Genomic DNA, 25,177 nt, shown 5'->3' with positions numbered 1-25,177 from the left:
CCCAGGGATGGGACGGGTAGGGGCGGCGGGGGCGAAAGACCCGGTGACAGAACCGTGACAATCGGGGTTGACCTGCGGAAGGGCGGCCTCGCTGGCCGACCTATGCGCAGCGGGTATACACGCCATGTATACGCCGTGTGTAGAGTGCTCCGCATGTCCATCGGTCACACGCTCCTAGGGCTCCTGGAGTCCGGGCCCCGTCACGGTTACGACCTGAAGCGGGCCTTCGACGAAAAGTTCGGTCATGATCGGCCGCTGCACTACGGCCAGGTCTACTCGACGATGTCGCGGCTGCTCAAGAACGGGCTCGTCGAGGTCGACGGGATAGAGGCGGGCGGCGGGCCCGAGCGCAAGCGGTACGCGATCACCGAGGCCGGGATCACCGACGTACAGCGCTGGCTCGCGACGCCGGAGAAGCCCGAACCGTATCTGCAGTCGACCCTCTACACGAAGGTCGTCCTCGCACTGCTCACGCACCGCAACGCGAGCGAGATCGTCGACACGCAACGCTCGGAGCACCTCCGCATGATGCGCATCCTGACCGACCGCAAGCGCAAGGGCGACCTCGCCGACCAGCTGATCTGCGACCACGCCCTGTTCCACCTGGAGGCCGACCTGCGCTGGCTGGAGCTCACCGCCGCGCGTCTCGACAAGCTCGCCGAGGCGGTGACGGCCCGATGACGTCGATGGCTCCTCCCCCCGGTTCCCTGCTCGCCGCCAGTGAGCTGCGCAAGACGTACGGGCCGACGAGCGCCCTGGACGGCGCCGAGTTCTCCATCCACCCCGGTGAGGTCGTCGCCGTGATGGGCCCCTCCGGCTCGGGCAAGTCGACGCTGCTGCACTGCCTCGCCGGAATCGTGACGCCCGACTCGGGCTCGATCACGTACAACGGCCGTGAGATGGCGACCATGAACGACGCGCAGCGCAGTGCGTTGCGGCGCTCCGAGTTCGGGTTCGTCTTCCAGTTCGGGCAGCTCGTTCCCGAGTTGACCTGCGTCGAGAATGTCGCACTGCCGCTGCGGCTGAACGGGAAGGGGCGCAAGGAGGCCGAGCGCACCGCCCTGTCGTGGATGCAGCAGCTGGAGGTCGACGATCTCAAGGGCAAGCGGCCCGGTGAGGTCTCCGGCGGCCAGGGGCAGCGCGTGGCCGTGGCCCGTTCGCTGGTCACCAGCCCGCGCGTGCTGTTCGCGGACGAGCCGACCGGCGCGCTCGACTCGCTCAACGGCGAGCGGGTGATGCAGCTGCTGACCGACGCGGCCCGTTCGACCAACGCCGCCGTCGTGCTCGTCACGCACGAGGCGCGGGTCGCCGCGTACTCGGACCGCGAGATCGTCGTACGGGACGGCAAGTCGCGCGACATGGAGCGGATCGTATGAGTGCACGGCAGTGGACCCGTGACCTCGGCATGGGTGCCAAGTTCGCGGTGACCGGCGGCCGTGAGGCCTGGGTTCGCGTCCTGCTCACGGCCGTCGGGGTCGGCCTCGGGGTGGCGCTGCTGCTGCTCACCACGGCGATACCCAACGCCTTGACGAACCGGAGCGACCGCGAACGCTCCCGCAACGACATGACGTACACCTCGGTGGTCCACAAGAAGTCGGACCGTACGCTGCTCGTCGGCACCGCGGACACCACCTACCGCGAACAGGACGTGCGCGGGCGGGTGTTGGAGCCCGAAGGCGCGCAGGCGCCCCTGCCGCCCGGGGTGAAGAAGTTCCCCGCGGTCGGCGAGATGGTGGTCTCGCCCGCCCTCGACCGGCTGCTGAACTCCTCCGGCGGCAAGCTGCTGCGCGAGCGGCTGCCCTACCGCGTCACCGGGACGATCGCCGACGCCGGCCTCACCGACCCGCACGAACTCGCCTTCTACGCGGGCATCAAGGATCTGAAGGCGACCACGCAGACGACCGGCCGGATCGAGCGCATCGACTCGTTCGGGTCCAGGAACCAGTCCGGGGAGGCGATGGACCCCGTCCTGCTCCTGCTCGTGCTGATCGTCTTCGTGGTGCTGCTGATGCCGGTCGGTGTCTTCATCGCCGCGGCCGTGCGCTTCGGCGGCGAGCGGCGCGACCGCAGGCTGGCGGCGCTCCGGCTGGTCGGCGCGGACGGGCGGATGACCCGGCGGATCGCGGCCGGTGAGGCGCTGGCCGGAGCGGTGGTCGGGCTGGTGTTCGGCGCCGCGTTCTTCCTGATCGGGCGGCAAGTCGCCGGAATGATCACCTTGTTCAGGATGAGCGTGTTCCCCAGCGACCTCAATCCGGCGCCCGCGCTGGCGGCCCTGGTCGCCGTGGCCGTACCGGCCGCCGCCGTCGCCGTGACGCTCTTCGCGCTCCGCGGTGTCGTCATCGAGCCGCTCGGGGTGGTCCGCACGGCCCGGCCCTCGCGCCGCAGGCTGTGGTGGCGGCTGCTGCTGCCGCTGGGCGGCCTCGCGATGCTCTACCCGATGATCGGGCAGGGGCGCACCAACGGGGACTTCAACCAGTACCTGGTCATCGGCGGCGTCATGCTGCTCCTCGTCGGCATCACCGCGCTGCTGCCCTGGGTCGTCGAGGCGGTCGTCAACCGGCTGCACTCCGGCGGAGTGGCCTGGCAACTGGCCATCCGCAGGCTCCAGTTGAGCAGTGGCTCCGCGGCCCGCATGGTCAACGGCATCGCGGTGGCGGTGGCCGGCGCGATCGCCCTGCAGATGCTGTTCGCCGGGGTCGACGACGACTACACCAAGGTGAGCAAGAACGACCTGTCGCGTGCGCAGATGTCGGTCACGGTCCCGGACGGGGTCCCGATGAGCGGGGTCGTCCAGCAGATGTCCGGGACGAAGGGCGTCACGCACACGACGGCGCTGTTCAGGGGCGAGATGGGCGACGGGCGCAATGAGCCCGAGCGCCAGGCGACCATGACCGTCGGCGACTGCGCGGCCCTGCGCGAGGCGGCCAAGCTGCCCTCCTGCAAGGACGGCGACATCTTCGCCGTGGAGAACGCCAGGTGGGACTCGAACACGTCGAACATGGACGAGCCCGGCACCAAGCTCTACATCGACCCGTCGTACGGCACCTCCGTCAAGGGCAAGGAACTCGCCTGGACGGTGCCGAAGAGCATCAGGACGGCGGACTCGCGCGAGGACCCGTCGGGCGACGAGCGCGGGGGCTTCCTCTTCACACCCGGCGCGCTGCCCGAGAAGGCCGAGTCGACCCTGACCGGGACCGTCTTCCTCCAGCTCGACGAGTCGGTGCCGGACGTGCGTGAGTACGTACGCAACAGCGCGGCGAAGGTCGACCCGCTCGCGGACCCCAGCACCTGGACCGCGACCACGCAGTCCGCGCGCTTCACCTCCATCCGCACCGGCCTGTCCGTCGGCGCGGCCTGCGTCCTGATCCTCATCGGCGCGAGCCTCCTGGTCTCCCAGCTGGAGCAGCTGCGCGAGCGCAAGAAGCTGCTCTCGTCGCTGGTCGCCTTCGGCACCCGGCGCCGCACGCTGAGCCTGTCCGTGCTCTGGCAGACCGCGATCCCGATCGCGCTGGGCCTGCTGCTGGCGTCGATCGTCGGCCTGACCCTGGGCACGGTCCTGCTGAAGATGACCAGCACCTCGGTGAGCGTGGACTGGACGAGCGCGCTGTCGATGACGGGCATCGGCGCGGGGGTCGTGGTGCTGGTGACGCTGCTCAGCCTGCCGCCGCTGATCCGCCTGATGCGGCCGGACGGACTGCGTACCGAGTAGCCGGAGCCGGCCGGACACGTGGGGCGGCTCCTTCCCCGGGCGGGGAGGGAGCCGCCACGTCACGCCCGGCCTCGCTCAGACCGTGTACTCCCGCGCCACCCGCCTGACCTGGGCGAACAGCATGCCCACGTTCACCGACTTGCGACAGACGACCACCGCGACGACATCCTGGTGGTCGTTCATGCGCACGAACAGGTGGGTCAGGTTGTCGCTGTTCACCAGGATCTCCTGGAAGAAGTGCTGATCGCTGCTGACGCCGCGGCGCTCCTTGAAGACGTCCTCGATCATCGCGACCGTACGCCCCTGGAACAGGTCGAGGGTCGCGCCCGCGAGCAGGTCCAGGACCTCGGGCGGGTGGTTGTCCACGGTCTCGTAGGCCAGCAGCATTCCGGTCGCCATGTCGACCGCGCCCGAGGCCACACAGTCCGGTGCGTCAGTGCGCAGCGCCTTGACCAGGCTCAGGACCTGATCCGAGAACCCCGGTGTCATCCGCTTCGTCGCCATTCCGTCAGGCCCCTTCGGACGCGGTGAGGATCGTTCCGATGCGTCCCAGCGCGGGCCGGGTCTCCTCGTGCAGCCGGTCGAGGTCGATGCCCTCGTCGCCCAGGACCACCATCAACGCGGTGTCGCCGACCGCGTAGAAGGCGGCGCAGCCCTGGCTCCCGTATGTCACCGTCTGCCGGAACGTGCCGCGGCCCGTGGCCTCGGCCGCGCGCCGGGCGATGCCCATGCCCGCGGCGGCGATCGCGGCGAGTCCCTCCGGGTCGATGGTGTCCGCGGTGTCCGCCGCGATGAGCAGTCCGTCGGCTGCCGCCACCGCCGTGTCGGTAATTCCGGTCACCTGCTCCCGCAGGCCTCTCATTTCCATCGCCAGTGCCTCGTGATCCATGTGCTGAACTCCCTGATGCCTGATCGCACTTGTTCGTTCTCGCGCAGAAGAGCGCTGATCCACTTCGCGGTTCCCCGGAAACGTCAGGTACCGGAATCCGGGGTCCAGATCCGGTGACGCAGACGGAAGAACCCTTTCCAACTCGCCCCGGCTCTTTCCGGGGCGAGAGTTTCGGTGATCCCGCTCGCCCCGGGTTTACGCCGGGGCAGCTCGGAGGGAGTGGGGGGTGGTGGCGTGGTGGGGGCGTCGGACCGGGCGATGGCGGGGGCCTCGGACCGGGCGGTGGTGGGGGCCTCGGCCTCGGACCGACGGGTGAGAGTCGCGTCCGCGCCCTTGGCGGCGCCGGCCGCAGCCGTGGTGGCGTCGCCCCCCGCGCCGACCGCGGAGGCCAGCGCCGAGATCACCTCGGGAGCCAGGCGGGGGGTCCGTCCTGCGGGCCGGAGGACAGAATCCTCTGGCTCCTCCTTGGGCTCCGCGGGTTCCCTGCGCTCCTCGGGCTCCCCGGGCTCCTCGGGCTCCTCGGGCTCCACGAGTAACTCGATCTCCGCGATCTCCTCGCGTTCCCCGGCCTCCCTCTTGGAGAGGGACCGCCCCTCGGCGCCGTCCGCCTCGGGCGGCTCCCCTGCCGGTCCCGTGCCGCGATCCGCCGGACGGGGCGCGGACGGTGGCCGGCGCTGCAAGGCGCCCGTGGGCGGGAGGTGGACAGTGATCGGGGCGCTCGGACCGGTCTCGTCCGTCGGTTCCAGGAGGCCCTCGCCGATCATGCGGGCCATGCCGACCGTCACGGTGTAGACCGCTCGGCCGGTCGCGAAGGCGATGTCGCGGGCGGTGCGCCGGCCGTCGGCGTGCGCCAGTAACTCCCGTTGCGCGGCGGAGAGTCGGAGGCACCGGAGGTCCGACCCGGGTATGGGCGCGGGCCGTTCACGGTCGGGGCGTACGGGGTACGGCAGTGCGGCGACGGCGGCCAGCTTGCGGGCCGCTTCCTGCAGCAGCCGCCCCGGCGCCTCCCCCACGGCGATCGGCGCGAACGGCTGGGACACGGCGAGCCGTTCGCAGTCGTCCACCCGACCCGCGACGACGGCGAAGGCGGCGTCCTGGAGCGCCATCATGCAGACGACCCTGAGCTGGGCGGCCCCCGCGTAGCCGTGCGCGACCAGTTCGGTCTCCGGCCAGCGCTTGCCCTCGCCCTCCCGGAGCAGTTCCGCCCACTGCTCACCGCCGATCCGGCCGGTGCGCAGCATCCGTGCCTCGGGTCCCGGGGCACCGGGGCTCTCGACGGCGACAACCAGTCCGTCACGGAAGTGGAAGACTCCCCCGGGCTTCCCGGAAATCCGCAGCCCCCCGGTCACCTTCTCGCGATGGCACTCGTCCAGCGCGCGTGACAGCAGGTCGTATCCGACCCGGCCAAGGGAATCCCGACTGGTCGACATCACTCCCCTTGAGCCTCTGGAGCCTCGTACAGACGCCTGATGCGTCACACTGAGGGGGTATGTGTATCAGTCCGGGCGCATATTTCAGCGAGAGTCGCACTACCTGACGGAAGTTGAATTCTCCCGCCATTCCAGGGGCTTCATCGGTCGCCCAAATGACCGACTGTGCAAGCCAGTTGAGGCGGTTCAGGCCTCGGGTCCCCACACCCGTACGGGCAGCGGACGCAGGGCCTCGCGCAACGCCGCGGCCAACTCCTCATACTCCGCCCCGCGCGCCGCGCCGGAGCGCATCGCCAGCGCAATGCGCCGCGTGGGCGCCGGATCCGCGAAGTATCCGGTGAGGAGCTGGTTGCTGCGGGTCGTCTCGACCTTGACGGCGGTACGCGGGAGGAGGGTCACGCCGAGGCCGCCGGCGACGAGTTGGACGAGGGTGGAGAGACCGGCGGCGGTGGTGGTGACGGGCGCGTCCGCGCGTCCGGCCTCCCGGCAGATGTCCAGGGCCTGGTCCCGCAGGCAGTGCCCCTCGTCGAGCAGGAGGAGGTTGAGCTCGCGCAGGGCTTCCCGGGGAATCCCCTCCCGGCCCCCGAGCCAGTGGTCCAGCGGCGTGACCAGCACGAAGTCCTCGTCGAACAGCGGGAGTTCGACGACGCCGGGCATACCGAGCGGCACGGCGAGGAGGAGCAGGTCGAGGCGGCCGACGGACAGGCCCTCCAGCAGAGTGGCCGTCTGCTCCTCGTGGACCTGGAGGTCGAGGTCCGGGTAGCGGTCGTGGACGAGCTTGAGGACGGTGGGCAGGAGGTAGGGCGCGACGGTGGGGATGACACCGAGGCGGAGGGCGCCGGTGAACGGCGCGCGGACGGCTTCGGCTTCCTCCATGAGCGCGCCGACCGCCGTCAGCACGGCCTTCGCCCGTACGGCGAGACGCTCACCGGCGGGTGAGAGCAGCACCTTGCGGGTCGTACGCTCCAGCAGGGTCACGCCGAGGGTCTCCTCCAGCGTCGAGACCGCGCCGGACAGCGCGGGCTGGCTCATGCCGATCGCGGCGGCAGCGTCACGGAAGTGCAGATGCTCGGCCACGGCCGCGAAGGCGCGCAGCTGGGCGAGGCTGGGCTGACGCCGGCCGTTCCCCTTGGAGCTCGCCTTGCCGATGGGGCTGGCCATGGCCGCACCTCTACTCATAGTCACTGATAATCGAGTCCGATCAACAAGACCGAGTGTAGCTATTTCCCTAATCAATGCAGCCTGTGCCAACATCAGCGGCGTCCAACCCATGGGAAACGCCCCCAAAAAGGGTGATCCCTCGCTACAAGGAGAGCGTGTGCTCACTGTTGGTGACCAGTTCCCCCCGTTCGATCTGACTGCCTGTGTCTCGCTGGAGAAGGGCAAGGAGTTCGAGCAGATCAACCACAAGACCTACGAGGGCAAGTGGAAGATCGTCTTTGCGTGGCCCAAGGACTTCACCTTCGTGTGCCCGACCGAGATCGCGGCGTTCGGCAAGCTGAACGACGAGTTCGCCGACCGTGACGCCCAGGTGCTCGGCTTCTCCGGCGACTCCGAGTTCGTGCACCACGCCTGGCGCAAGGACCACGACGACCTGCGTGACCTGCCCTTCCCGATGCTGGCCGACTCGAAGCACGAGCTCATGCGGGACCTCGGCATCGAGGGCGAGGACGGCTTCGCCAAGCGTGCCGTGTTCATCGTCGACCAGAACAACGAGATCCAGTTCTCCATGGTGACCGCCGGCTCCGTCGGCCGTAACCCCAAGGAGGTCCTGCGGGTCCTGGACGCCCTGCAGACGGACGAGCTGTGCCCGTGCAACTGGACCAAGGGCGAGACCACCCTCGACCCGGTCGCGCTGCTGGCGGGTGAGTAACCCTCCATGTCCCTCGACGAACTGAAGTCCGCCGTACCGGACTACGCGAAGGACCTGCGCCTCAACCTGGGCTCGGTCATCGGCAACTCCGACCTTCCGCCGCAGCAGCTGTGGGGGACGGTGCTCGCCTGCGCGATCGCTTCGCGCTCTCCGCGGGTGCTGCGCGAGCTGGAGCCGGAGGCGAAGGCTCAGTTGTCGCCCGAGGCGTACACGGCCGCCAAGTCGGCCGCCGCGATCATGGCGTTGAACAACGTCTTCTACCGGACGCGGCATCTGCTGTCCGATCCGGAGTACGGGACGCTGCGGGCTGGTCTGCGGATGAACGTCATCGGCAACCCGGGTGTGGAGAAGGTCGACTTCGAGCTGTGGTCGCTGGCCGTTTCCGCGGTGAACGGGTGTGGGCAGTGTCTTGACTCCCATGAGCAGGTGCTGCGCAAGGCGGGTGTCGACCGGGAGACCATCCAGGAGGCGTTCAAGATCGCGTCGGTGATCCAGGCGGTCGGGACGACGCTGGACGCCGAGGCGATCCTCGCCGAGTAGCGGTTTTCGCCCCCGCCGCCCCTACCCGTCCCATCCCGTTCCTGGGGCTCCGCCCCAGACCCCGTGGGTTGTGTGTCGAGTGCGGGTGGGTGGGGGGCTGGGCTAAACGATTGCGCAGTTCCCCGCGCCCCTAAAAGACAAAAGCACCCGGGGCGGGCCGGGGGGATCGCGGGGCGAAGCCCCGCGCCTTCAGGGGCGCGGGGAACTGCGCAATCTTTTAGCGGGGTCTGGGGGCGCAGCCCCCAGGGATGGGACGGGTAGGGGCGGCGGGGGCGAGGAAACCCGGGCTACGGACGGTGGGTCGGGGACGCGTCCAGGGCCGTGGCGCCGCGGGGCTCCGGTGCCTGGCGGAGGCCGGCCTCGCGGGCGTAGGAACGCAGATAGACGACCACCGTGTTGGTGACGGCGACCAGCGGAACCGCCACCACCGCACCGCCGATCCCGGCGATCATCCCGCCCGCGGCGACGGACAGAACCACAGCCAAGGGATGCACTCGCACCGCACGCCCAAGGATGAACGGCTGCAGGATGTGCCCCTCGATCTGCTGCACCGCGAGGACCACGACCAGCGTCATCACCGCCGTGAACACGCCCTGCGTGACGAGCGCGACCACCACCGCCAGCGCACCGGAAATCACCGCACCCACCAGCGGAATGAACGCGCCGAGGAAGATGAAGACGGCCAGCGGAACGGCCATGGGGACTTCGAGGAAGTAGATGCCCAGGCCGATGAAGATCGCGTCGATCAGAGCGACTATCACCGTGCCCCGCACATACGCCGTCAGCGTCCGCCACGCCCGCGGCCCCGCCCCCGCGACCCCCTGCCGGGCAGCGGCCGGAACGAGCTTGAGCGTCCACTCCCAGATCCGCTTGCCGTCGTAGAGAAGGAAGAGGGTCGAGAACATCGTGAGGAGGATGCCGGTCAGGGCTTCCACGATGACCGTCACGCCCTCCAGGCCGGCCGACGTGATCTGATCCGTGTTCGCGCCGATCGCGGCGCGCAGATTCTTGGCGATCTCGTTGATCTGCTTGTCCGTCACATGGAACGGGCTGTTGAGGAGCCACTTGCGCAACTCGTCGATGCCGTCCTGGATTTGGTTGGAGAGGTTGTCGATATTCTCCTGGACCTGCCAGACCACGAACCAGCCGACCAGCCCCATGATGACGAAGCCGAGGATCGCGGTGAGCGCGGTGGCGAGCCCGCGCGGCACCCCGTAACGCGTCAGACGGGCCACCGTCGGCTGCAGCAGCGCGGTGATGAGCAGCGCGGCCACGAAGGCCAGCACCACCAGTTGTACGGCGCTGATGACCCGCATCAACACCCAGACGGTGCCTGCGAGTACGAGCAGCCGCCAGCCGGCCTCGGCCGCGACCCGCACACCCCACGGTACGGCGAGGGCGGGATCGGGACGCTCGGCCGTCCGGACGGGGTCGTGCGCGACGGAAGGGGTGGGCGCGTCCTCGGGAAGACTCCCGGAACGGCTCTCGGGACGAAGGTCGGAAAGGCTTTCGGAACGACGGTCGGGGCGACTGTCGGAATGACCGTCAACCGCAGACGCGGACGCGGAGGCAGACACGGACGCCGACGCGGACGGCATCGATGTCCCCTCGGAGTCGAGAGGCCCCTGCGACTCCATCTCCACCTCGGCGCGGCGCTCGTCCAACCGCTCCCCCAGCTCGGTCAGTCCGGCGCCCAGCCGGCCGAGCCACCCTGGCACTCGCGACATGATCCGTCCTTTTCCCCCGTTGCTCCCCACCACTCCCCCCTGGAGTCGTCGGGTCCGACCGTACATGGCCGAAGCCCCTCACCCTAGGACGGGGAGGGGCTTCAGAAGGTTGAGCGGCCGGCGTACGGCGTGGGGCTCAGTACCAGCTGTTGGCCTGCCAGAACGACCAGGCCTGACAAGGGCTGCCGTACCGGCTGTTCATGTAGTTGAGGCCCCACTTGATCTGGGTGGCCGGGTTCGTCTGCCAGTCGGAGCCGACGGACGACATCTTGGAGCCGGGCAGGGCCTGGAAGAGACCATAGGCGCCGGAGGAGGCGTTGACCGCCTTGTAGTTCCAGCTCGACTCGTGGTTCACGATGTTGCTGAAGCAGGCGAACTGGCCGCTCGGCACCATCTGGCGAGCCATCGCCTGGATCTGCGCGACGCTGTACGAGGACTGCACGGAGAAGCTGGAGGCGTCACGCGTCGCGGAGCGGCTGGCCGCTTCCTCGGCCGCCTTGCGCGCCTTGGCTTCCTTCTCGGCCTTCTCCGCGGCCTTCTGCTTCGCGACAGCGTCGTCGGCCGCCTGCTTGCGGGCAGCCTCCTCCGCGTCCTTCTTGGCGCTCGCGTCCGCGGCGATGGCCTGTGCGTCGGCCTGCTGCGTCAGGGACGCGGTCTGCACCTGGGCCTGCTGGCCCGCAGGTATGTCCGCGAGGAGGGTTGAGTCACTTGCCGTCGCCTCAGCGTCGTTCGGCTGGGCAGTGCTGCCCGAGGCAACTCCGACGACACTTCCGACGGCGGTGACCGCGGTGGCCGAGGCCACTGCGAATCCCCGGACCGAAATCCGGCTCACACGGTTTCCTTCCAGCATCGCCCGCTGTAGGTGACCCTCGCGGACGCAATCGTGCCCCTTGGCGCTGGCCTCCCAACTGCGGGGTCACGGGAGGCGCGGGCCCGGTGGGCAACTCCCGCGAGGGGAGCGCCGCGTGGTGCTCGGGCGGCATACGACGGCTTTATGGAGTTCTGAGGTTCCTGTGGTGCCATACCGCTGGGGGTACAGGTGTGTCGTATGCGGGGCCTGACAGGAGTGAGACTCTGCCGTAACCCGGCGCCGCAAGGCAATTCTCATGTACGTGTGAAAGCTCACACCTCGTTTGCCTCAGCTGTTTTCCGGAAACGAGCGTGCAGCGAGACGCCGCCCGGCTAGGCTCTTCGCCTTTTGCCGGACGGCGCCAACTAGCGTGTATCCGCCACCCTTTGAACAGGTGGGGTGAGTGGGGTCAGATCTGACCGTCCTCCAGCATTTCGGTCACAAGGGCGGCAATCTGGGACCTCTCGGACCGATTGAGGGTGACGTGCGCGAAGAGCGGGTGGCCCTTCAACTTCTCCACCACGGCGACGACTCCGTCATATCGGCCGACGCGCAGATTGTCCCTTTGTGCCACGTCATGGGTGAGAACAACCCGTGAATTGGCGCCGATTCGGGACAGAACGGTCAGCAGCACATTCCTTTCCAGTGACTGTGCCTCGTCCACGATCACGAAGGCGTCGTGGAGGGAGCGGCCGCGGATGTGGGTGAGCGGCAGGACCTCCAGCATGCCGCGCGCGGTGACCTCTTCGATGACCTCGCGGCTGGTGACCGCGGAGAGCGTGTCGAAGACCGCCTGCGCCCAGGGGCTCATCTTCTCGGACTCGGAGCCGGGCAGATAGCCGAGTTCCTGGCCGCCCACCGCGTACAGCGGCCGGAAGACCATCACCTTCTGGTGCTGACGCCGTTCGAGCACGGCCTCCAGGCCCGCGCAGAGCGCGAGCGCCGACTTGCCGGTGCCGGCCCGGCCGCCCATCGACACGATCCCGATGTCGGGGTCGAGCAGCAGATCCAGCGCGATGCGCTGTTCCGCGCTGCGGCCCTTGATGCCGAAGGCCTCCCGGTCACCGCGTACGAGACGGATGTTGCCCTCGGACGTCACACGCCCGAGCGCCTTGCCGCGTTCCGACTGGATCGTCAGGCCGGTGTGCACCGGCAGGTCGGACGCCTCGGGGACATAGGCGTGGCCCACGTCGAAGAGGACGTCCACCTGCTCGCCCGAGAGGGTCAGTTCGGACATTCCGGTCCAGCCGGAGGAGCCCGTGATGGCGAGTTCGGCGCGGTACTCCTCGGCGAGGAGTCCGACCGACGAGGCCTTGATCCTGAGCGGCAGGTCCTTCGACACGACTGTGACGTCGTACCCCTCGGCCTGCAGGTTGCGGGCGACCGCGAGGATGCGGGAGTCGTTGTCCCCCAGGCGGTAGCCGCTGGGCAGCACGCTGGGGTCCGAGTGATTGAGCTCGACGCGTACGGTCCCGCCGAGGTCCCCGATCGGGATGGGGGCATCGAGGCGGCCGAACCGCACCCGGAATTCGTCGAGCAGGCGCAGTGCCTGCCGGGCGAAGTAGCCGAGTTCGGGATGGTGCCGCTTGGCCTCCAACTCCGTGACCACGACGATCGGCAGCACTACTTCGTGCTCGTCGAAGCGGTTCAGGGCGTTGGGGTCGGCCAGCAGGACGCTGGTGTCGAGAACATAGGTGCGCCGGTCTGGCATACGGCGCTTTGTGCTGGTCACCACGGAAGGACGTACCCCCTCGGATGAGGTCGGGGAGCGACGGAGAGGAGCTGGACCGGTCCTGGCCGCAATGCGCGGGCCGAGAACCGGCCCTCCGTCTCGTCCGTACTGACCGCACGGTCGGGCTGGTGCAAAGGGCCTCCCGGGCGGACGGCCCCGTGCCGTCCGCTGAGATCCGACGCCCGTGGTTCGGGCATCGACCTGGAAGGCTTATGCCCTCGAACAGGCCACGCCATGCCACGGCATATGACGGCGCGTTCGTTAACTCCTGATGACGTACGGTCCCGGGGTGCCGGTGGGATCAGCCACCGTAACGGCGGTGTCGCGCCGCGTAGTCGCGCAGGGCACGCAGGAAGTCGACCTTCCGGAACGCCGGCCAGAAGACTTCGCAGAAGTAGTACTCGGAGTGGGCCGTCTGCCAGAGCATGAATCCGGACAGCCGCTGCTCGCCGCTGGTACGGATCACGAGGTCGGGATCGGGCTGGTCGCCGGTGTAGAGGTGCTTGCCGATGAGGTCGACGTCGACGGTGTCGGCGAGGTCCTCGATCGAGGTGCCCTTCTCATGGGCGTCGAGGAGCATCGAGCGGACGGCGTCGGCGATCTCCTGGCGGCCGCCGTAGCCGATGGCGACGTTGACGAGTATCCCGTCCACGTGCGCGGTGGACTCCTCGGCCTCCTTGAGGACCGTCTGCATCTGCGCGGGCAGGATGTCCGGCGTGCCCACGTGGTGCACCCGCCAGCGGCCGTCGGCGGCGAGCGTGCGGACGACGCCCTCGATGATGCCGAGCAGCGGGACGAGCTCTTCCGCCGGGCGGTCGAAGTTGTCCGTGGACAACAGCCACAGGGTGACGACCTCGACATCGGTCTCGGAGCACCAGCCGAGGAACTCCTCGATCTTCTCGCCGCCGGCCTGGTGTCCCTGGACGGTGGTGGAGCCCGCGGCCTTCGCCCAGCGCCGGTTGCCGTCCATGATGACCCCGATGTGCTTGGGCACCTGGTCGTGGTCGAGGTGGCCTTCCACCCTGCGTGCATAGAACCTGACCAGCAGACGGCGCAGGTTGTCGCGCAAGGTCACGTGTTGTCAGCCCCTCCGTGCGGATCAGACAGGCGCCGCAGAGGGCAGTCCCTGTCCGTATGGCGGTCCCCCCGGGGCGAAGCCTACCCCCGGAAAACTGGGGCGTTGCTATGGGGTGTCAGTGGCCTGTCGTAGTTTCGTGTGCATGAACGACATGCCTGTATACCGCGCCACAACGGAGCGGTACGACTCGATGGAATACCGGCGGACGGGCCGCAGCGGTCTCAAACTGCCCGCCGTCTCGCTCGGCCTGTGGCACAACTTCGGCGACGACCGCTCCCTGGACTCCCAGCGCGCGATCCTGCGCCGCGCCTTCGACCTGGGCGTCACGCACTTCGACCTGGCGAACAACTACGGCCCGCCGCCCGGCTCCGCGGAGCTCAACTTCGGCAAGCTGCTGAAGCAGGACTTCGCGCCGTACCGGGATGAACTGCTCATCTCGACCAAGGCGGGCTACCTCATGCACCCCGGCCCGTACGGCGAATGGGGCTCCCGCAAGTACCTGCTGTCGTCCCTGGACGCCTCGCTGAAGCGGATGGGCGTCGACTACGTCGACATCTTCTACTCGCACCGCTTCGACCCGCACACTCCGCTGGAGGAGACGATGGGCGCGCTCGCGTCCGCCGTCCAGCAGGGCAAGGCGCTGTACGTGGGCGTGTCGTCGTACAGCAGCGAGCAGACCGCCGAGGCTGCGCGGATCCTCACCGAGATGGGTGTACGTCCGCTGATCCACCAGCCCTCGTACTCGATGATCAACCGCTGGACCGAGGACGACGCCCTGCTCGACACGCTGGAGGCGGCCGGCATGGGCTGCATCTCCTTCGTGCCGCTCGCGCAGGGCCTGCTGACGGGCAAGTACCTCAAGGGCATCCCGCAGGGTTCGCGCGCCACACAGGGCAAGTCGCTGGACCCGGACCTGCTGAGCGACGAGGTCGTACGGCGGCTGAACGGGCTGAACGACATCGCGGCCCGCCGCGGCCAGTCCCTCGCGCAGCTCGCGCTCACCTGGGTGCTGCGGGACGAGCGGATGACCTCCGCGCTCATCGGCGCGTCCAGCGTGTCGCAGCTGGAGGAGAACGTGGCGGCGCTGGCGGCGCCGAAGCTCACGGACGAGGAGCTGAAGGAGATCGACACGTTCGCGGTGTCGACGCCGGGCACGAACATCTGGGCCGCTCGGAGCTGAGACCCGCCGGTGACACGGCCATGACCACCGGCCGCCGGTCGGCGCTGAGTCACCGGGGCCGGTGCCGGTCGGGGCCCGTGGGGCTGGGGGGCGCACGGGGGCGCCCGTCGGGCCACCACGTGCGGGCAGAAAAAACGGGCCGGTCCGTGGGGGGGAGACGGACCGGCCCGAGGGGGGGTTTCCACCATAACCCTTCGTAAGTGATGCTGCGTGCATCGGCGTGCCACAACTACTCTCCGGAGTCACCCGACAACGCCCCGACGGGCGCGGAAGCCCCGATTCAGGGCCTGATCATGGCTGAATCACAGCTAATTCAAAGGGAATCGCGGAGGATCCGGGGAGATCTGATGGGTTTGCGCCCGATTGTGTTTTCCTCGCCGACTCGCCCGGACGTACTCCAGGCGGGTGACGCGCGCGCCGAACGCACGCTTGACGCCGCCGCTAACTTCGCAGCCATGGCCACGTTCACCACTCCCGGAACGCCCGATCCGGTGCCGCTGGAAGTCGCCGGCTCGGCGCGCGCCCGGCGGCTCGGGCTGCTGGGCCGCGACGGAATCGAGGGGGCGCTGCTGCTGGAACCGGCGAGCTCGGTGCACACCCTGGGGATGCGGTTCGCGATCGACGTCGCCTATCTGGACCGGAAGTCGCGGGTCCTGGCGGTGCGGACGATGCGTCCGGGCCGGGTGGGACTGCCGCGCCCGCGGGCCCGCCGGGTCCTGGAGGCGGAGGCCGGGGCGATGGAGCGCTGGGGTGTGCGGCGCGGGGTGCGGGTGACAGTCCACGACGCGTGACGCCGCGTCAGAAAACGGACGCAGCACCGCGCAGCCCCCTCCACTGCGCGGTGCCACACGCGCAGCTTTGCTCACGCGAATTACCTTGGTCTGAACTTACGCGAGGCGAACAGCCCAGGCGAGTGGCTCTCGATAACGATGTGGAAACCCTGTGGAGATGTGTGCCGTGATGCCTGGCGCACGTCCGTCATGCGGACAGTCATCTCACGCAAAGGGCGCCCCATTGGGGTGTTTTCGGTCAATCGTTCCGTGGCTTGCTCGCCTCGATCAGGAAGCGGGCGCTGTGGGCGACGAACGGGCCCTTCGCCTCGATCCGCTCGTGCAGGGCGCGGAGCTGGGGACGGTACTCGTCGACGGTGAAGCCGGGGACCATCCAGATCACCTTGCGCAGGAAGTGGACGACGGCTCCGATGTCGTGGAACTCGATGCGGAGCCGCGCCGAGCGGAGGTCGACGACGTCGAGCCCGGCGGCTTCGGCTGCGGCGCGGGCGCGGTCGGGGTGGCGGCCGTTCCTGGCCTCCTCCGGCTGCGGGCCCAGGAAGTACTCCACGAGCTCGAAGACGCTGGCCGGGCCGACCTGCTGGGAGAAGTAGCGGTCGCCGGGGCGCAGCACGCGGGCGACCTCGTCCCAGTAGGTGTGGACGGGGTGCCGACTGGTGACCAGGTCGAAGGCCTCGTCCGCGAACGGCAGCGGCGCGTCCTCCGGGGAGGCGACGACCACGGCGCCGCGCGGGTGGAGCAGGGCGGTGGCCTTCGCGACGTTCGGCGGCCAGCCCTCGGTGGCGACGGTGAGCGCAGGCAACCGCGGGGCGGAGTCGAGGACTTCACCGCCGCCGGTCTGGATGTCGAGCGCGGCGGACGCGCGGGCCAGCCGCTCCCCCATCGCCCGCGCGTACCCCCACGAGGGCCGCTCCTCGGTGGCCCGGCCCTCGAACCACGAGAAGTCCCAGCCGTCGACGGACACGGCCTCGGCTTCGGCGACGAGGTCTTCGAAGGTGCGGGTGGTGACCATGGGCGGATCTTCTCAACTCACGCCGAGGGGAGGCGAGGCGTTTTCCCCCGGCGGGTGCTGTCGGTGCCCGCTGCTACGTTCCGCCCATGACGACGAATCCAGGGGGTGTCCGGGTGCCGTACACCGGGGGCGAGAAGGAGATTCTGCACGCGAGCCTCGACCGGCATCGGGACGCGGTGCTGTGGAAGCTGGACGGCCTCGACGACGAACAGGTACGACGGGTGATGACCCCGTCGGGCACGAACCTGCTGGGCCTGGTGAAGCATCTCGCGTCCGTCGAGTACAGCTGGTTCTGCTCGACCTTCGGCAGGGAGGTCGAGCCGCTGTGGTTCGACCCGTTCACCGGGGAGGACATGAGCGCGGGGCCCGGCGAGACGACGGCCCGGATCGTCGAGTTCTACGGCCGCGCCCGCACCGCCGCCGACCGCACCATCTCCGAACTGTCGCTCGACGACCTGGGCACGGCGTGGAACGGCAGGACGGTCTCCCTGCGCTGGGTCCTGGTCCACATGGTCGAGGAGACGGCGCGGCACGCGGGACACATGGACATCGTGCGGGAGCTGATCGACGGAGGGACGGGGGATCACCGGCCCGGGTGATCGGGTCCGGGTCGTCCAGGCAGCCGGTGCTCGGGTCGCTGGGGCAGATACGGGAACACCAGGCGGTACGCGGCCTCCGCCGTGGGGGCGTCGAGGAGACCGTCGACCGTCAGGCACCGCCGTGCCAGCGCGGCCGAGCCGTCACCGCCCTGGTTGCCGAGCTCGGGCGGGGAGTGGAGCGCGGCCCAGATGTTCATCAGCAGCACGCTGAACGCGGCGAGCGGGGCGTCGGCGGGGCCCTCACGGCGGGCCCAGCGCGCGCCGATCTGCCCTCCGACGCGCGGGACGTCCTCGATGCCCGTCCAGTACGCGTCCGGGGCGGCGTACAGGACATGGCGGACGTGGGTGTGGATGAGGGCGCTGCTGCACAACAGGCAGGGTTCGAGAGTGGTGTAGAGCCGGTGGTTCTCGTAGCGGCGGCCGGCGGGCAGCTGTGCGAGGGCGTTGATCTCGGCGTGGGCGATCGCGGTGCCGACCAGTTGGCCGGGCGGGGCGGTGGATTCCTGGCTGCGGTTGCGTCCGGTCGCGACGACCTCGCCGTCCCCGTCGAGGAGTACGGCACCGATGGGGCGGCTGCCGGCGCGGAAGGCCTCCCAGGCGAGGTCGAAGGGGAGGCGCCAGGGGGCGGGGAGGGCAGGCGTGGTCATGGGTGGAGTGGGTTGAGTGGGTTGAGTACGAGCATGACGTGCTCGTCGTCCCCATGGTGCACCGTCCCCGAGCGCTCGAAGCCGTGCCGTTCCAGGAGGCGTATCGAGGCGGTGTTGCCGGTGAACACCTCGGCGTACAGGGGCCGGTTCTTCTCGGCGGGCAGATAGAGGGCGAGGGCCCGGGTGGCGATGCCGCGGCCCCAGTAGGGGCGGCCGAACCAGTACCCGAGGAAGCGCTGCCCGTCCTCCCACCAGGCGACGATGTTCCCGGCCGGTTCGCCGTCGACGGTGACCGTCTGCACGAAGCCGGTGCTGTTGCCGAGGACCCGCGTGACCCAGTGGGTCATGAAGGCCTCGCGTTCCCGGGAGGGGAACCTCGAACGCCGCACCGCCTCCGCGTCCAGCTGCTGCTGGTAGAACGGCTCCAGGTCGGCTTCGGCCACATCCCTCAGACGTACGTCCTCATCCATGCTCACCGAGTCTGGCACCGCCCACTGACACTCACCGTCCACCAGCGTCAGGGGACCAGTGGACGCACCTCTTCAGCCACGAACCGTACGAACCGCTCGGGATCCGGTTCGTCGGCGGTGGGCTGGAGGACGACGGTGTCGGCGCCGGCGTCCACGAGGCGCTGGACGGCCTTGGCGACGGCGCCCGCGTCACCGGCGACCCCGTGCTCCGGGACCGGATCCTCCCCGTTGGCCTCGATCTCGGCGCGCAGCCGGGCGGCGGCGCCGGGCCCGGTGGCGGTGTGGAGGTAGACGACCACGCGATGCCGGTCGGCCCTGCCCGCTGCCTTCCGCCCCTCGTCGATGAGTCGGCGGGCCCGCCGTACCCCCTCGGGCGCGGTGGAGGCGGTGAGGATGGTGCCGTCGGCGGCTTCGCCGGAGAGCCGGAGCGTACGGGGCCCGGTGGCGCCGGTGAGGACCTCGGGAGCCCCGGCCGGCGGCCAGTCGAGGGCGACGCCGTCGAGCTTCACGTACCGCCCGCTGACGGTGACCCGCTCGCCCCGCAGCAGCGCGCGCAACGCGTCGAGGTGCTCGCGCAGCAACGTCACGGGCGACTCGGCCCGCGCCCCGACCTGCCCCATCCAGTCCTGTACGCCGTGGCCCACGCCCACGACGGCCCGCCCAGGGAACAGCCGGTGCAGCGTGGCGGCCTCCATCGCGGTGATGGCGACGTTGCGCAGCGGAACGGGCAGGAGTCCCACCCCGACCTTCAGCCGTTCGGTCCAGGCGAGCGCGGCCGCCGCGGCGGAGATCCCCCCTTCGAGGAAGCAGTCCTCCCACAGCCACAGCTCTTCGAGGCCTGAGTCCTCCGCCGCACGCGCGAGGGCACGCAGTCGCTCGGGAGGCAGTTGGGGCCGGAACACAACGCCGAGAGCAGTCATACGGCCTTCCTATCGACCTACCGCCCGCGGGACAACTCCATTACGCCTCAGCCGCGTTCACTCCTCAGCCCCGCTGTCGGCACGCGCGTACCGCAGCTGCGCGACACCGTTGCCGAAGACCCGGGCCTCGACGAGCCGGAGCCGGTTCAGGGCGTCCGCCTCCGGGAAGAGCGGCTTGCCACGTCCGATCAGCACGGGATGGACGTACACCCAGAACTCGTCGATGAGATCGTGCCGCATGAACTCGGCGGCGAGATCGGCCCCGCCGAGCCCCAGATCCCCGCCGGGCTGCTCCTTCAGGGCCCGGATCTCCTCGGGCACGACCTCCCGCACGATGGTGGTGTGCCCATCGGCGTGGTGCAGCGTCCGCGAGAACACCACCTTGGGGATGTTCCGCCAGATCTCGGCGAACTCGACCACCTCGGGCGTGCTCTCCGGGTCCTTGTCGGCCGTCGGCCAGTACCCGGCCAGCAGCTCGTACGTCACCCGGCCCTGCATCAGGGCGCCCATTTTCCGGATCTCCCTGTTGAAGTGTCCGTGCAGTTCGGCGTCGACCTGATGCCAGTCGATCTCGCGGTTCGGGCCTTCGATGTATCCGTCGAGGGACACCGACATCATCAGGATGATCTTTCGCATGACGGACCTCGCCGATGTCGTCTCGTAGGCAGGGGCACACAAGGGTGTGCCCAGTCAACCAGGATCCGGCGGACCGGCCGAAGGGATACGCTGGGGACCACTGCGCTGTTCGTGTGAAGTTCCGTGCGTGGGGGGAAAGTTGAGCGAGCACGACGTCGAGCCCGGCGGCGGGACAGCCGTGACGGACACACGGGCCGTCCCACTGGTCTCCCGGCAGTAGCCGCGGTCCGGCCCCCGATGGCACGAAAGAGAGCGCTCCTGATCGGAGCGAGCGACTACGACGCGCCCGGGATCGCGCCCCTGCCCTTCATCCCGGACGACATGGCCGCACTCGGCGAGGCGCTCGAACGGCGCGGCTTCGAAGTGAGCGTCCCGAGACCCAAGCGGCAGGTCGGCACCACCTTCGTCAATGTCGAGATGGGCCGTTTCCTCAGGAGGGCCCGGGCCGGCGACTCACTGCTCGCCTGTCTCAGCGGCCATGGCGTGCACGCCGAGGGACAGGACTACTTCGTTCCCGAGGACGCGCATCTGGAGCTAGAACCCTTCGAGCAGGGCTGTGTCGCCATCGACTGGAAGCGTGACCTGGAGAGATCGCTCGCCGAACACATCGTGATCCTGGTCGACGCCTGCCGGGAGGGAATCGAGCGGGACTCCCAGGGCCTCACGGGCCTCACGAGCTGGGGACGCCGCAAGGTCGACCGTGAGCTGCGGCGCAAGGTCGCATACGTGTACGCCTGCTCCCCCGGCCAGCTGGCCCGGTTCGTGACTCCGGGCGACCAGGTCCGCGACGGAGTCGACTGCGGCACCCGGCCCGGCGAGTCCTTCAGCCTCTTCTCGCGTGCGGTGCGGGACGTTCTGCTGCGCCACCCGGGCGCGCTGGACCTGGGCGGCTTCAAGGAGAACGTCCAGGACCGCATCGAGGATCTGCACCGCGGCTACGGCAAGATGAGCCATCTGCAGCAGTTGCGCGTGGTGGTGTACGCGGCCGGGGACCAGGGCGAGTTCCCGATCGTCGACCCGCTGCCCGGCGCCGGGGCCGAGCCCGTGCCGCACCCCTCGCCGGGTGCCTCCGCCGGGCCCGTGGCTGCCGCGGCCGTGGTGTCCGACACCATGTCCGCCGTCGCCGAGCCCGAGGTGGAACCGGGTGTCCGGCTCGCCCGGGCCCTCTACCGGTTCCAGCTCCACCACGAGACGGAGCCGCTGCTCGACTTCGCCGCCACGGGTCCGGCCCGTGACGTCGTACAGCTGGCGGACGTGGTGCCCGCGCCGGTCCGGGAACAGATCTGGGACGCGTGCGCGCTGCTCCGGTCCGGGCCCGCGTGGTGCGAGCTGCGGCGGGCGCTGCGTCGTGCCGGGCGCCCCGAAACCGAACAGCGCGTCCTTGAGACCGGGTTGCGGAGCCGTCGTCCGGACGAGCTGTTTCTCGGCATGGCCTCGGACGACGTGCACGACGTACTGACCCGCGTCGCAAGGACGTACGACGCACGCGCCACCGTGGAGCTGGTGGAGAGCCTTCATGGCCGTGGCCTCGGACATGAGGCCGGGCAGCTTCTATACGCGGTCGTACGGGAAGCGACCGACGCATTGCCTCCCCTGCTGGCGGCGTTGCGGTCGGCCGGGCTGATGCGCGGTGCGGAGCGGGTGCTGACGCACTGCGGCCTGCACCATCCGGCGCGGCTGCTGCCCGGCCTGGCGGCCGCGCTGGAGGCCGCGGGAAGCGGCACGGCCGATCGCGGGCGCCTGTTGACCGCGATCGCCGCCCGGCCGACGGCCGGTCTCCTGCGCTGCCTGGCGGACCTGCGGGCCGGCGACCGCGACGAGGACGCCCGCGCGGTACTGGCCCTTGCGGCGGCCCGGGGCCCGGCCGAGGTGGCCCGGCTGGTTCAGGCCCTGCTCGACAGCGGCGCCGACTCGGACGCGGCTCTCGTCCTCGACACCGCGGCCGGATGCCTTTCCGTGCCCCGGCTGACCGACCTCGTACGCCTGTTGCACCAGGACGCGTCCGACGGTGCCGCCGCCTCGCTCGTCCTGCTACAAGCCGCGGTCCGGCGGCGCGGGTTCACGGACTTCGTCCGGCTGGTCCGCGAACTCGCCGCCCGGTGGCTGGACCGGGAGGCCAGGACGGCGCTCGCCCTGTGGACCAGACTCCGCCCGCCGGACGAACTGCCCCCGCTGGTCACGGCGTTGTCCAGGAGCGGCCACGACGTCGAGGCGGGGCATCTGCTGGCCACGGTCGCCACACGTCGTTCACCGCGGACGGTGGCCACCGCGTTCGCGGCCCTGCGTCGCGCGGAGCTGCCCTCGCAGGCGAGGCGGCTGGTCGCGCTGGTCCTTGGCCAACGGCCGGACGACGATCTGCCCGCGGTGCTCCAGGCCCTGTGTGAAGCCGGGGCCGGGACCGAGATCCACAGTTCGGTGTCAGCCGTGGTCTCGGACCCGTACCGGTCGGCCTTCGACGTGGTGCCCGTACTCCTGGCCGTCTTCGACGCCGGTCTGGACTGCGCCGCGGTGACGGAGTCGGCCGCACTGCGGCGTCCCGCGGCCGACCTGCCGCTGCTGCTGCGGGCGCTGCGCCCTCGCCCGGCGGACCTCATTCGCGAACTGGTGCCCGATGGCCAGGTGGACAGGCCGCTCGAATGGCTACGACGCTTCGTGGCGACGAAGCGCTCCCACGAAGAGCTGGCCGAGCTGATCCTGACCCTGGAGGCCACCGGGGATGCCGCGGAGTCGCGGGAATTGCTCCACATCGCAGCCGGAAGCCGGCCCTCCGCTGACCTTCACTCCATGATCGGCACGCTCCACGAGAACGAGGCGACCGAGGCCGCGGAGACCCTGCGGAATGCCGCCGCCCACAGTCTTCCGGCCGGGCAGCTGAGTGCCCTCGTCGTGTCCCTGGTGCGGAACGGTCAGACCCGGGACGTGGACGCCCTGCTCCCCCTGGTGAGCGAACAGCGCCCGGTCGACGTAGTGGTCTCCCTCGTCGGCGAACTGAACGCCGCCGGAACCCCGAAGACCGCCGAACACCTCGCCCTGCACGCGGTCGAACTGCGTCCACTGGAAGACATCGCGGCCCTGGTCACGTCCTTGCGCACGGCGGGGCTCGACATCGTCGCCGACCGCGCGCTCGCCGCTCTCGGAAGATGGCGCCCGTCGGCCCAGACCATCGACGCGGTACGCGCGCTGCGTGAGGGCCGGAGAGACGATATGCCGGAGCTCCTGCGCGGCGCCGTCCTGTCCAGGAAGGCCGGAGCGGTGCGCCAGCTGATGCAGGAGCTGCGCGAAGCGGGACTCACCGACGAAGCACGGCTGACCGTCATCGTCGCCGCGGAGACCTGCGATCCGGACTCCCTGGGCAGGCTCATGGGGAAGCTGAACGGTGCCGGTCTCCGTGACGACGCTCTGCTCGCCGCGGACGTCGCGGCCGAGTTCCGGCCGATCGCCGACGTGACGGACCTCCTGTACGTCCTGTTCGGCTTCGGCCTCCAGGACGCCGCCCACAGATTGCTCTTCACCGCGACCCGCAGTCGTGGCGCCGCCGATCTGATCCTCCTGCTGAGTCGGCTGAACGACGAGAGCGCTCCACGAGGCTGGGCCCTGGACAGCGTGGCACAGCGCAGCCCGGTCGCGACCATGGCCAAGGTCGTGCAGACACTGCTCGCACGAGGTCGTGCCGAGGACGCCAGAAGGATCCTGTTCACGGCCTTCGACGCCCGCCCGCCCACCGGTCTGCCCGCACTGCTCCGCAGACTCGGTATGACGGAAAACGGGCCCGCCTCGGAATACGAGCCCGCCTCCGCACGCGGGTCCGCCTCCGAACACGGGTCCGCCTCCGCACACGGGCCCGTCTCCGAGCTGACCGCCTCCGCGTGGAAGGCATTCGAATCGGTGCTGTCGCGTCGATCCCTGACCGTGGCCATGGAGTGGGAGCACGTCCTGTACGACGCCCGTCTGGACGAAGCCGCCTCCGTGGTCCTCTCGCACGCGGCCCAGCGGCCGGCGAAGGAACTGACGAGAGTCCTCAAGGCGTCGGAGTCCGGCAAGTGGGAGGCGGGTGCGCGGCGTCTGCTGGATGGGGTCGCCCAGACCGGCCGTTTGGGCCAGGTGCTGGAAGAGTGGCGCGCCAATGCTTCCCTGGTCGACTTCCAGAACGCGCTGGACCAGGCCGCCCCGTACCTGCCCCTGGGGACGCTGGCCATGGACTCAACTGAGCGCCTGGACGCGGTGGGCCGCCCGTTGCGGCTGCAGGTCTGGGCCATGCGGCGCTGCCCCGTCGAGGAGCTGGTGTCGGCCCTGACGGAGGCCGTACGGAATTCGTACCACCTGAAGCCGGGCATGCTGGAGCTGCTCGCCGAGCACCGGCAGCCCGGTGACGTAGTGCGCCTGGTGGACGAGCTCCTCGCCGCGGGACTCGCCGGGCAGGCGCAGAGCCTCCTCACCGACATCGGGCTCCAGTACCCACCGCAGGCGGTGGCCGCCCTGATGCAGGAGCTGGACACGGCGCAGGCGCGCGAAGACATCGGTCACGTCATCGCCGGAATCGCCACGGCCGAGGTCAAGGTCGGACGGACGCCGGCCCACGTAATCCTGGAACTGCACCGGCGCGGACTGTTCTCGTATGACGACAAGATCCTGAACGCTGTCGCCGAAGCTCCCGGCAATCACGGCCGGTTGCCAGGGTATGCGCGTGACCTGTTCGTGGTGGGACTCTCGGCCGAGGCGGATCTGACCGTGACCCGGTACCTCGAGCGATGTCCCGACAGCAAGCTGGTGGCCGCCTTCAAGGAGGTGGGCGCGCCTGGCCTGCCACGCCTCTGGGTCTCCCGGCACGCGCATTTCGTGGCCGCGACGCGAACATTGCCGGTCATCCGCGAGGTCCTGCTCGCCTTGTGCGCGGAGGGCCATTTCGGCTGGGCGTCCAGGCTCATGTTCTCGGTCAGGCAGCTTCGCTCCGCCCAAGAAGCGGCCGAACTCGACATGGCCCTCGCGGCCTCCGGCCATCGCACCCAACTGGACAACGCGGGCACACCGAACGTGACGCCCGATGTCCCCCGCCGCCGTGCCTTCAACAAGTTTCGGCGAGGCGACTGAGCTAGC

The 25,177-nt window shown here is 69.8% G+C and carries 22 protein-coding genes; 9 read left to right on the top strand and 13 right to left on the bottom strand.

Annotated features, from left to right (window positions below; genetic code table 11):
* Positions 1-153 precede the first annotated feature (153 nt).
* From OG975_RS30740 to OG975_RS30730, 3 genes are read left to right on the top strand one after another with little or no spacing between them, the layout of a single operon-like run.
* The gene (locus OG975_RS30740; RefSeq protein WP_406332609.1) at positions 154-681 is read left to right on the top strand and encodes a PadR family transcriptional regulator; all 528 of its coding nucleotides are present in this window, start codon (positions 154-156) and stop codon (positions 679-681) included.
* Between the two features lie 5 nt (positions 682-686).
* Positions 687-1,376 (top strand): ABC transporter ATP-binding protein, encoded by a 690-nt coding sequence (locus OG975_RS30735; RefSeq protein ID WP_406332608.1) that lies wholly within the window; start codon positions 687-689, stop codon positions 1,374-1,376.
* A complete protein-coding gene (locus OG975_RS30730; RefSeq protein ID WP_406332607.1) occupies positions 1,373-3,709 on the top strand; it encodes an ABC transporter permease in 2,337 nt (778 codons plus the stop codon). Before OG975_RS30735 ends, OG975_RS30730 begins: the two co-directional genes overlap by 4 nt.
* Positions 3,710-3,784: 75 nt before the next feature.
* On the opposite strand, the gene OG975_RS30725 is transcribed toward OG975_RS30730, so the two are convergent.
* From OG975_RS30725 to OG975_RS30710, 4 genes are all read right to left on the bottom strand, one after another.
* Positions 3,785-4,213, bottom strand: coding sequence for a hypothetical protein (locus OG975_RS30725; protein WP_406332606.1), 429 nt, complete (start codon positions 4,211-4,213; stop codon positions 3,785-3,787).
* Between the two features lie 4 nt (positions 4,214-4,217).
* Positions 4,218-4,598: a roadblock/LC7 domain-containing protein gene (locus tag OG975_RS30720; RefSeq protein WP_330307032.1), complete on the bottom strand. Its 381-nt coding sequence runs from the start codon at positions 4,596-4,598 to the stop codon at positions 4,218-4,220.
* Positions 4,599-4,681: 83 nt separating this feature from the next.
* Entirely contained in the window at positions 4,682-6,028 is a 1,347-nt protein-coding gene (locus tag OG975_RS30715) for a hypothetical protein (protein ID WP_406332605.1), read from the bottom strand.
* A gap of 186 nt (positions 6,029-6,214) precedes the next feature.
* Positions 6,215-7,189 (bottom strand): LysR substrate-binding domain-containing protein, encoded by a 975-nt coding sequence (locus tag OG975_RS30710; protein ID WP_330307030.1) that lies wholly within the window; start codon positions 7,187-7,189, stop codon positions 6,215-6,217.
* Positions 7,190-7,346: 157 nt separating this feature from the next.
* Between OG975_RS30710 and OG975_RS30705 the strand changes: the two genes are divergently transcribed.
* On the top strand, positions 7,347-7,901 hold the full coding sequence (locus tag OG975_RS30705; protein ID WP_330307029.1) for a peroxiredoxin: 555 nt from the start codon (positions 7,347-7,349) through the stop codon (positions 7,899-7,901).
* Between the two features lie 6 nt (positions 7,902-7,907).
* Positions 7,908-8,441 (top strand): alkyl hydroperoxide reductase, encoded by a 534-nt coding sequence (locus OG975_RS30700; protein ID WP_406332604.1) that lies wholly within the window; start codon positions 7,908-7,910, stop codon positions 8,439-8,441.
* Positions 8,442-8,728: 287 nt separating this feature from the next.
* Here OG975_RS30700 and OG975_RS30695 read toward each other — a convergent pair whose 3' ends face one another.
* From OG975_RS30695 to OG975_RS30680, 4 genes are all read right to left on the bottom strand, one after another.
* The gene (locus tag OG975_RS30695; protein WP_406332603.1) at positions 8,729-10,168 is read right to left on the bottom strand and encodes an AI-2E family transporter; all 1,440 of its coding nucleotides are present in this window, start codon (positions 10,166-10,168) and stop codon (positions 8,729-8,731) included.
* Positions 10,169-10,304: 136 nt separating this feature from the next.
* Positions 10,305-11,018: a transglycosylase SLT domain-containing protein gene (locus tag OG975_RS30690; protein WP_406332602.1), complete on the bottom strand. Its 714-nt coding sequence runs from the start codon at positions 11,016-11,018 to the stop codon at positions 10,305-10,307.
* Between the two features lie 409 nt (positions 11,019-11,427).
* A complete protein-coding gene (locus OG975_RS30685; protein ID WP_406332601.1) occupies positions 11,428-12,753 on the bottom strand; it encodes a PhoH family protein in 1,326 nt (441 codons plus the stop codon).
* A 298-nt stretch (positions 12,754-13,051) separates the two neighbouring features.
* Positions 13,052-13,825, bottom strand: coding sequence for an isoprenyl transferase (locus OG975_RS30680; RefSeq protein ID WP_327431351.1), 774 nt, complete (start codon positions 13,823-13,825; stop codon positions 13,052-13,054).
* A 145-nt stretch (positions 13,826-13,970) separates the two neighbouring features.
* Between OG975_RS30680 and mgrA the strand changes: the two genes are divergently transcribed.
* Both mgrA and OG975_RS30670 read left to right on the top strand, forming a co-directional pair.
* Positions 13,971-15,008: an L-glyceraldehyde 3-phosphate reductase gene (mgrA, locus tag OG975_RS30675; protein WP_406332600.1), complete on the top strand. Its 1,038-nt coding sequence runs from the start codon at positions 13,971-13,973 to the stop codon at positions 15,006-15,008.
* A gap of 455 nt (positions 15,009-15,463) precedes the next feature.
* On the top strand, positions 15,464-15,799 hold the full coding sequence (locus tag OG975_RS30670; protein ID WP_406332599.1) for a DUF192 domain-containing protein: 336 nt from the start codon (positions 15,464-15,466) through the stop codon (positions 15,797-15,799).
* A 238-nt stretch (positions 15,800-16,037) separates the two neighbouring features.
* On the opposite strand, the gene OG975_RS30665 is transcribed toward OG975_RS30670, so the two are convergent.
* Positions 16,038-16,811, bottom strand: coding sequence for a class I SAM-dependent methyltransferase (locus OG975_RS30665; RefSeq protein ID WP_406332598.1), 774 nt, complete (start codon positions 16,809-16,811; stop codon positions 16,038-16,040).
* An 86-nt stretch (positions 16,812-16,897) separates the two neighbouring features.
* Between OG975_RS30665 and OG975_RS30660 the strand changes: the two genes are divergently transcribed.
* Positions 16,898-17,410, top strand: a complete 513-nt coding sequence (locus OG975_RS30660) for a DinB family protein (RefSeq protein WP_406332597.1) — start codon at positions 16,898-16,900, stop codon at positions 17,408-17,410.
* Here OG975_RS30660 and OG975_RS30655 read toward each other — a convergent pair.
* The 4 genes from OG975_RS30655 to OG975_RS30640 are packed head-to-tail and all read right to left on the bottom strand — an operon-like array spanning position 17,395 to position 20,083.
* A complete protein-coding gene (locus tag OG975_RS30655; protein WP_406332596.1) occupies positions 17,395-18,057 on the bottom strand; it encodes a nucleoside deaminase in 663 nt (220 codons plus the stop codon). The genes OG975_RS30660 and OG975_RS30655 overlap by 16 nt on opposite strands.
* On the bottom strand, positions 18,054-18,527 hold the full coding sequence (locus tag OG975_RS30650) for a GNAT family N-acetyltransferase (protein ID WP_406332595.1): 474 nt from the start codon (positions 18,525-18,527) through the stop codon (positions 18,054-18,056). Before OG975_RS30650 ends, OG975_RS30655 begins: the two co-directional genes overlap by 4 nt.
* A 47-nt stretch (positions 18,528-18,574) precedes the next feature.
* Entirely contained in the window at positions 18,575-19,447 is an 873-nt protein-coding gene (locus tag OG975_RS30645; protein WP_406332594.1) for an LLM class flavin-dependent oxidoreductase, read from the bottom strand.
* 57 nt (positions 19,448-19,504) lie between these two features.
* Positions 19,505-20,083 carry a dihydrofolate reductase family protein gene (locus OG975_RS30640; RefSeq protein WP_406332593.1) on the bottom strand — a complete coding sequence of 193 codons (579 nt, stop codon included), beginning with the start codon at positions 20,081-20,083 and terminating at the stop codon, positions 19,505-19,507.
* Positions 20,084-20,320: 237 nt separating this feature from the next.
* On the opposite strand from OG975_RS30640, the gene OG975_RS30635 reads away from it, so the two are divergent.
* Positions 20,321-25,171 (top strand): hypothetical protein, encoded by a 4,851-nt coding sequence (locus OG975_RS30635; protein WP_406332592.1) that lies wholly within the window; start codon positions 20,321-20,323, stop codon positions 25,169-25,171.
* The last annotated feature ends 6 nt before the right edge of the window (positions 25,172-25,177 follow it).

The organism is Streptomyces sp. NBC_00203, from assembly GCF_045206325.1.
GTDB classification, from domain to species: Bacteria; Actinomycetota; Actinomycetes; order Streptomycetales; family Streptomycetaceae; genus Streptomyces; species Streptomyces lutosisoli.
The sequence above is the reverse complement of the archived record's forward strand: the minus strand, read 5'-3'. Positions and strand labels throughout refer to the sequence as shown.

Excerpts from the sequence above, each read along its gene's own strand:
- OG975_RS30740 (WP_406332609.1), top strand. The coding sequence starts at position 154 with ATGTCCATCGGTCACACGCTCCTAGGGCTCCTGGAGTCCGGGCCCCGT.
- OG975_RS30735 (WP_406332608.1), top strand. The coding sequence starts at position 687 with ATGGCTCCTCCCCCCGGTTCCCTGCTCGCCGCCAGTGAGCTGCGCAAG.
- OG975_RS30730 (WP_406332607.1), top strand. The coding sequence starts at position 1,373 with ATGAGTGCACGGCAGTGGACCCGTGACCTCGGCATGGGTGCCAAGTTC.
- OG975_RS30725 (WP_406332606.1), bottom strand. The coding sequence starts at position 4,213 with ATGGCGACGAAGCGGATGACACCGGGGTTCTCGGATCAGGTCCTGAGC.
- OG975_RS30720 (WP_330307032.1), bottom strand. The coding sequence starts at position 4,598 with ATGGATCACGAGGCACTGGCGATGGAAATGAGAGGCCTGCGGGAGCAG.
- OG975_RS30715 (WP_406332605.1), bottom strand. The coding sequence starts at position 6,028 with ATGTCGACCAGTCGGGATTCCCTTGGCCGGGTCGGATACGACCTGCTG.
- OG975_RS30710 (WP_330307030.1), bottom strand. The coding sequence starts at position 7,189 with ATGGCCAGCCCCATCGGCAAGGCGAGCTCCAAGGGGAACGGCCGGCGT.
- OG975_RS30700 (WP_406332604.1), top strand. The coding sequence starts at position 7,908 with ATGTCCCTCGACGAACTGAAGTCCGCCGTACCGGACTACGCGAAGGAC.
- OG975_RS30695 (WP_406332603.1), bottom strand. The coding sequence starts at position 10,168 with ATGTCGCGAGTGCCAGGGTGGCTCGGCCGGCTGGGCGCCGGACTGACC.
- OG975_RS30690 (WP_406332602.1), bottom strand. The coding sequence starts at position 11,018 with ATGCTGGAAGGAAACCGTGTGAGCCGGATTTCGGTCCGGGGATTCGCA.
- mgrA (WP_406332600.1), top strand. The coding sequence starts at position 13,971 with ATGAACGACATGCCTGTATACCGCGCCACAACGGAGCGGTACGACTCG.
- OG975_RS30670 (WP_406332599.1), top strand. The coding sequence starts at position 15,464 with ATGGCCACGTTCACCACTCCCGGAACGCCCGATCCGGTGCCGCTGGAA.
- OG975_RS30665 (WP_406332598.1), bottom strand. The coding sequence starts at position 16,811 with ATGGTCACCACCCGCACCTTCGAAGACCTCGTCGCCGAAGCCGAGGCC.
- OG975_RS30660 (WP_406332597.1), top strand. The coding sequence starts at position 16,898 with ATGACGACGAATCCAGGGGGTGTCCGGGTGCCGTACACCGGGGGCGAG.
- OG975_RS30655 (WP_406332596.1), bottom strand. The coding sequence starts at position 18,057 with ATGACCACGCCTGCCCTCCCCGCCCCCTGGCGCCTCCCCTTCGACCTC.
- OG975_RS30650 (WP_406332595.1), bottom strand. The coding sequence starts at position 18,527 with ATGGATGAGGACGTACGTCTGAGGGATGTGGCCGAAGCCGACCTGGAG.
- OG975_RS30645 (WP_406332594.1), bottom strand. The coding sequence starts at position 19,447 with ATGACTGCTCTCGGCGTTGTGTTCCGGCCCCAACTGCCTCCCGAGCGA.
- OG975_RS30640 (WP_406332593.1), bottom strand. The coding sequence starts at position 20,083 with ATGCGAAAGATCATCCTGATGATGTCGGTGTCCCTCGACGGATACATC.
- OG975_RS30635 (WP_406332592.1), top strand. The coding sequence starts at position 20,321 with ATGGCACGAAAGAGAGCGCTCCTGATCGGAGCGAGCGACTACGACGCG.